Origin of the sequence: Pseudarthrobacter sp. (genome assembly GCF_036675385.1) — a bacterium.
Taxonomy (GTDB): Bacteria; Actinomycetota; Actinomycetes; order Actinomycetales; family Micrococcaceae; genus Arthrobacter.
The window spans coordinates 1-5,200 of the sequence record NZ_JAKFFD010000160.1; the positions used below are offsets into that span (position 1 = coordinate 1).

The 5,200-nt window shown below is 66.1% G+C and carries 5 protein-coding genes and 1 pseudogene; all 6 read left to right on the forward strand.

The features are described 5' to 3' along the window. A pseudogene (locus tag V6M49_RS13060) lies at window positions 1–675 on the forward strand (fumarylacetoacetate hydrolase family protein); the annotation flags it as partial. Further along, a complete protein-coding gene (locus V6M49_RS13065; RefSeq protein ID WP_332761355.1) occupies window positions 672–1,352 on the forward strand; it encodes a GntR family transcriptional regulator in 681 nt (226 codons plus the stop codon). The pseudogene V6M49_RS13060 and the gene V6M49_RS13065, both read left to right, overlap by 4 nt. A gap of 59 nt (window positions 1,353–1,411) precedes the next feature. Continuing rightward, complete coding sequence (gene hpaE / locus V6M49_RS13070) at window positions 1,412–2,926, forward strand: 5-carboxymethyl-2-hydroxymuconate semialdehyde dehydrogenase (protein ID WP_332761356.1); 1,515 nt, start codon at window positions 1,412–1,414, stop codon at window positions 2,924–2,926. Between the two features lie 32 nt (window positions 2,927–2,958). Then, the gene (hpaD, locus tag V6M49_RS13075; RefSeq protein ID WP_141140499.1) at window positions 2,959–4,044 is read left to right on the forward strand and encodes a 3,4-dihydroxyphenylacetate 2,3-dioxygenase; all 1,086 of its coding nucleotides are present in this window, start codon (window positions 2,959–2,961) and stop codon (window positions 4,042–4,044) included. A gap of 2 nt (window positions 4,045–4,046) precedes the next feature. Beyond that, on the forward strand, window positions 4,047–4,832 hold the full coding sequence (gene hpaH / locus V6M49_RS13080; RefSeq protein ID WP_332761357.1) for a 2-oxo-hept-4-ene-1,7-dioate hydratase: 786 nt from the start codon (window positions 4,047–4,049) through the stop codon (window positions 4,830–4,832). Further along, a partial coding sequence (locus V6M49_RS13085) for an HpcH/HpaI aldolase family protein (RefSeq protein ID WP_442959728.1) occupies window positions 4,817–5,200 on the forward strand: 384 nt, incomplete at its 3' end. The genes hpaH and V6M49_RS13085, both read left to right, overlap by 16 nt.

A 5,200-nucleotide genomic window follows, 5' to 3' on the forward strand; every position in this document is an offset into this window, starting at 1 on the left:
GTCTGCACCGCCACGCTCTCCTCCCAGCTGCGCAAGCGCGGCCTGAACAACGTCAGCATCGACGGGCTCAGCTCCACCCGCCCGGAGAAGCGGATCGTGGGCCTGGCCCGGACCCTGCGGTATGTGCCCAACCGCGAGGACCTGTTCAAAACCCATGGCGGCGGTTTCAACGCCCAGAAGCAGGCCATCGACTCCGTCAACGAGGGCGAGATCCTGGTGATGGAAGCCCGCGGGGAAAAGGGCACGGGCACCATCGGTGACATCCTGGCCCTGCGCGCCCAGGTCCGCGGAGCCGCGGCGATCATCACCGACGGCGGCGTTCGCGACTTCACCGCCGTCGCGGCCATGGACATGCCTACCTACTACGCCAACCCGCACCCCGCCGTCCTGGGGCGCCGGCACATCCCCTGGGACACCGACATCACCATCGCCTGCGGCGGCACCACCGTCCAGCCCGGCGACATCATCGTGGCCGACGCCGACGGCATCCTGGTCATCCCGCCGGCCCTCGCCGAAGAGCTCGCGGACGACTCCATCATCCAGGAGCGCGAGGAAACGTTTATCGCCGAAATGGTGGCAGAGGGCCACAGCGTGGACGGCCTCTACCCGCTGAACGCAACCTGGCGGACCAGGTACGTGGAATGGGAAGCCATGGGAAGCAGGCAAAGCCAATGACTGAGACGTTGATGGCGACAGGCAGCAAATCCGAACAGGCCTATGCCGCGGTCAAGGCACGGATCGTGGACGGGACCTACTCCCCCGGTTACCGGCTGGTCCTGGCCGCGATCGCCAAGGATCTGGGCGTCAGCGTGGTCCCGGTCCGGGAAGCGATCCGGCGCCTCGAGGCCGAAGGACTGGTGACGTTCGAGCGGAACGTCGGCGCCACGGTCTCCGGGATCGACCCCACCGAGTACCTCTACACGATGCAGACCCTGAGTATTGTCGAGGGCGCCGCCACCGCGTTGTCTGCGCCGCTGATCGATTCCGTGGCGATCGCCCGCGCCCGGGCCGTGAACGAGGACATGCGCGAATGCCTCCAGCACTTCGACCCCGTCCGCTTCACGCACCTGAACCAGGACTTCCACAGCATCCTCTTTGAACACTGCCCCAACCCGCACATCCTGGACCTGGTCCATCGGGGCTGGAACCGGCTCGCCTCGCTGCGGTCTTCGACGTTCCGGTTCGTTCCCGGCCGTGCCCACGAATCGGTGGACGAGCACGAAGCGCTGCTGCAGCTCATCGAATCCGGCGCCGGCGCGGAAGAAATCGAGCAGTCCGCCCGCCGGCACCGCGCCGCCACCCTGGACGCGTACCTCGCCCAAAGCAACGCGGGGTCACTAAACGCCCGATAAACGGCCCCGCATGGGCAAGAAGTGACCCCGCGTTGCATTAGAAGCAAAGGAAGACAACAATGACGTTCACCGCCGCAGAAGCCGGCACGCATTACGTGCCGCAGGACCTCCCCACCCACATCCAGCACTACATCAACGGAGAGTTCGTTGACTCCGTGAACGGAGCGACTTTCGACGTCCTGGATCCTGTCTCCAACAGGAATTACGCCACCGCTGCGGCGGGCCAGAAGGAGGACATTGACCTCGCCGTCGCCGCCGCCCGCGAAGCCTTCGCCAACGGCCCGTGGCCACGGATGAAGCCGCGGGAACGTGCCCGCGTCCTGAACAGGATTGCCGACGCCGTCGAAGCCCAGGAAGCCCGGCTTGCCGAGCTGGAAACCTTTGACACCGGCCTGCCCATCACGCAGGCCAAGGGTCAGGCGCTGCGCGCGGCGGAGAACTTCAGGTTCTTCGCGGACCTGATCGTGGCCCAGTTCGACGACGCCATGAAAGTCCCCGGCGCGCAGATCAACTACGTGAACCGCAAGCCGATCGGCGTCGCAGGCCTCATCACCCCGTGGAATACGCCGTTCATGCTCGAGTCCTGGAAGCTCGCCCCGGCCCTGGCCACGGGCAATACCGTGGTCCTCAAACCTGCCGAGTTCACGCCGCTGTCCGCCTCGCTGTGGGCGCAGATCTTCAAGGACGCCGGACTCCCGGACGGTGTGTTCAACCTGGTCAACGGCCTCGGCGAGGAAGCCGGCGATGCCCTGGTCAAGCACCCGGACGTCCCGCTGATCTCGTTCACCGGTGAGACCACCACGGGCCAGACGATCTTCCGCAACGCCGCCGCCAACCTCAAGGGGCTGTCGATGGAACTCGGCGGCAAATCCCCCTGTGTGGTGTTTGCCGACGCCGACCTGGACGCCGCGATCGATTCCGCCCTGTTCGGGGTGTTCTCCCTCAACGGCGAACGCTGTACCGCCGGCTCCCGCATCCTCGTCGAACGCGGCATCTATGACGAGTTCTGCGAGAAGTACGCCGCCCGGGCCAAGAAGATCGTGGTCGGGGACCCGCACGACCCCAAGACCGAAGTCGGGGCTCTGGTCCACCCTGAGCACTACGCGAAGGTGGCCTCCTACGTGGAGATCGGCAAGACCGAAGGCCGACTCCTCGCCGGCGGCGGCCGCCCCGGCCACCTCCCCGAAGGCAACTACATCGCACCCACCGTGTTCGCCGACGTCGCGCCTGACGCGCGGATCTTCCAGGAGGAAATCTTCGGCCCGGTCGTCGCCATCACGCCGTTCGAGAACGACGACGAGGCGCTGGCTTTGGCGAACAACACCAAGTACGGGCTCGCGGCCTACATCTGGACCCAGAACCTGACCCGCGCCCACAACTTCTCGCAGAACGTCGAAGCCGGCATGGTCTGGCTGAACAGCCACAACGTCCGCGACCTCCGCACCCCGTTCGGCGGCGTCAAAGCCTCGGGCCTGGGCCACGAAGGCGGCTACCGCTCCATCGACTTCTACACCGACCAGCAGGCCGTGCACATCAGCCTCGGCACCGTTCACACCCCCAAATTCGGCGCCTGAGCCACCCACGCTTTCAAAGAAGAGAGACTCCCATGACTGACTTCATCCCCACCCCCACCGTCCCGGCTCCGGACATCGTCCGCTGCGCCTACATGGAGATTGTGGTCACCGACCTCGCCAGGTCCCGCGCGTTCTACGTGGACGTCCTGGGCCTGCACGTGACCGAGGAAGACGAGAACAACATCTACCTGCGGTCCCTGGAGGAGTTCATCCACCACAACCTGGTGCTCCGCAAGGGACCCATCGCCGCCGTCGCCGCGTTCGCCTACCGGGTGAAGTCCCCCGCCGAAGTGGACGCCGCAGAGGCCTATTACAAGGAACTCGGCTGCCGCACCGAACGCCGCAAGGAAGGCTTCACCAAGGGCATCGGCGATTCCGTCCGGGTGGAGGACCCGCTGGGCTTCCCCTACGAGTTCTTCTACGATGTGGAACACGTCGAGCGCCTCACCCAGCGCTATGACCTCTATTCCGCCGGCGAGCTGGTCCGCCTGGACCACTTTAACCAGGTCACCCCGGACGTGCCCCGCGGCCGCAAGTACCTTGAGGACCTCGGCTTCCGCGTCTCCGAGGACATCCAGGACTCCGACGGCGTCACGTACGCGGTCTGGATGCACCGCAAGCAGACCGTCCACGACACCGCCCTGACCGGCGGTAACGGCCCGCGCATGCACCACATCGCATTCGCCACACACGAAAAGCACAACATCATCCAGATCTGCGACAAGATGGGCGCCCTGCGCATCAGCGACCGGATCGAACGCGGCCCCGGCCGGCACGGCGTCTCCAACGCGTTCTACCTCTACATCCTGGACCCCGACGGCCACCGCATCGAGATCTACACCCAGGACTACTACACCGGCGACCCCGACAACCCCGTCGTCACCTGGGACGTCCACGACAACCAGCGCCGCGACTGGTGGGGCAACCCCGTGGTCCCGTCCTGGTACACCGAAGCCTCCCTGGTCCTGGACCTCGACGGCAACCCGCAGCCCGTCATCGTGCGTGAGGAAAAGAGCGAAATGGCGGTCACCGTGGGTGCCGACGGCTTCTCCTACACCCGAAAAGACGGGGCCCCCGAAGGGGACCGGACGGGCTTCAAGCTCGGGGCGCAGCTGTAGCCATGCTGGACGCGAAGACGATAGAGGCCATCGCCGACGAACTCCTGGAAGCCGGCCGGACCCGCACCCCGGTCCCCCGCCTCACGGCCCGCTACCCGGAGATGACGGTCGAGGACTCCTACGCCGTGCAACAGCTCTGGCGGCGGCGGAACGAGGACGCCGGCCGCAAGCTCGTGGGCCGGAAGATCGGCCTCACGTCCAAGGCCATGCAGGCCGCCACCGGCATCACCGAACCGGACTACGGCGCGATCTTTGACGACATGGTGCTCGAAACCGGCTGCTCCGTGCAGTGGGATAAGTACACGCACCCGCGCGTTGAGGTGGAGCTCGCCTTTGTCCTGAAGGATGCGCTCAAGGGCCCCGGCTGCACCATCTTCGACGTCCTGAACGCCACCGACTACGTGGTTCCGGCCCTCGAGATCCTGGACTCCCGGATCGAAATGGAGGGCCGGACCATCGTGGACACCATCGCGGACAACGCCGCCATGGGCGCCATGGTGATCGGCGGCAATCCCGTCAAGCCCGACGCCGTGGACCTCCGCTGGGTCTCGGCAATCCTCTACAAAAACCAGACCGTGGAGGAAACCGGGGTTGCAGCCGGCGTCCTGGACCACCCCGCCAATGGTGTGCACTGGCTCGCCAACAAAATCGCCGCCCACGGCGACGGGATGAAAGCCGGGGACATCATCCTCGCAGGTTCCTTCACCCGCCCACTCTGGGTGTACAAGGGCGACGCCGTCCACGCCGACTACGGACCATTGGGGGCCATCACATGCCGCTTCGAGTAGAACCCGGAAATCCTGACGACGCGAACACGTTCCGCGACGCCCTCCGCAGTCAAAACGGTAAAGCAGGCCGCCCCCTCGCCGGAATGTGGGTCTGCTCCGGCAGCCCGCTGATCGCCGAGCTCTGCGCCGGATCCGGCCTGGACTGGCTCCTCATCGACGCCGAACACAGCCCCAACGGCCTCGAATCCATCCTGGCCCAGCTCCAGGCCGTCAACGGCTACCCGGTCCAGGTGCTGGTCCGGCCGCCGGTCAACGACACCGTGCTCATCAAGCAGTACCTGGACCTCGGCGTGCAAAACCTGCTGATCCCCATGGTCAACTCGGCGGCCGAAGCGGAAGCCGCGGTTGCGGCCACCCGGTATCCACCC

Coding starts and splice junctions, on each gene's coding strand:
- hpaD (WP_141140499.1), top strand. CDS start 2,959: ATGACTGACTTCATCCCCACCCCCACCGTCCCGGCTCCGGACATCGTC.
- hpaH (WP_332761357.1), top strand. CDS start 4,047: ATGCTGGACGCGAAGACGATAGAGGCCATCGCCGACGAACTCCTGGAA.
- V6M49_RS13065 (WP_332761355.1), top strand. CDS start 672: ATGACTGAGACGTTGATGGCGACAGGCAGCAAATCCGAACAGGCCTAT.
- hpaE (WP_332761356.1), top strand. CDS start 1,412: ATGACGTTCACCGCCGCAGAAGCCGGCACGCATTACGTGCCGCAGGAC.